Annotated in this window: 1 protein-coding gene; it reads right to left on the reverse strand. The window is 58.7% G+C overall.

Annotated features, from left to right (window positions below; genetic code table 11):
- A partial coding sequence (locus tag SB753_RS42415; protein ID WP_410805876.1) for a hypothetical protein occupies window positions 1-225 on the reverse strand: 225 nt, incomplete at both ends.

Genomic DNA, 225 nt, shown 5'->3' on the forward strand with positions numbered 1-225 from the left:
GATCGAACCGTTCGGATCCACCACCACGCCCGTGCCATCAGTCGAGTTGCCGCTGATGTTGATCGTGCCGTTGTCCGACGTGTTGATCGAACCGTTGATATCGGTGCCCGTACCGTTGGTCGAGTCGCCCGAGATGTTCGTCGAGCCATCACCCGAGGTGTTGATCGAACCGTTCGGATCGACGATCACGCCCGTGCCATCAGTCGAGTTGCCGCTGATGTTGAT

This window comes from Paraburkholderia sp. SIMBA_053 (assembly GCF_046534895.1).
Taxonomy (GTDB): Bacteria; Pseudomonadota; Gammaproteobacteria; order Burkholderiales; family Burkholderiaceae; genus Paraburkholderia; species Paraburkholderia caledonica.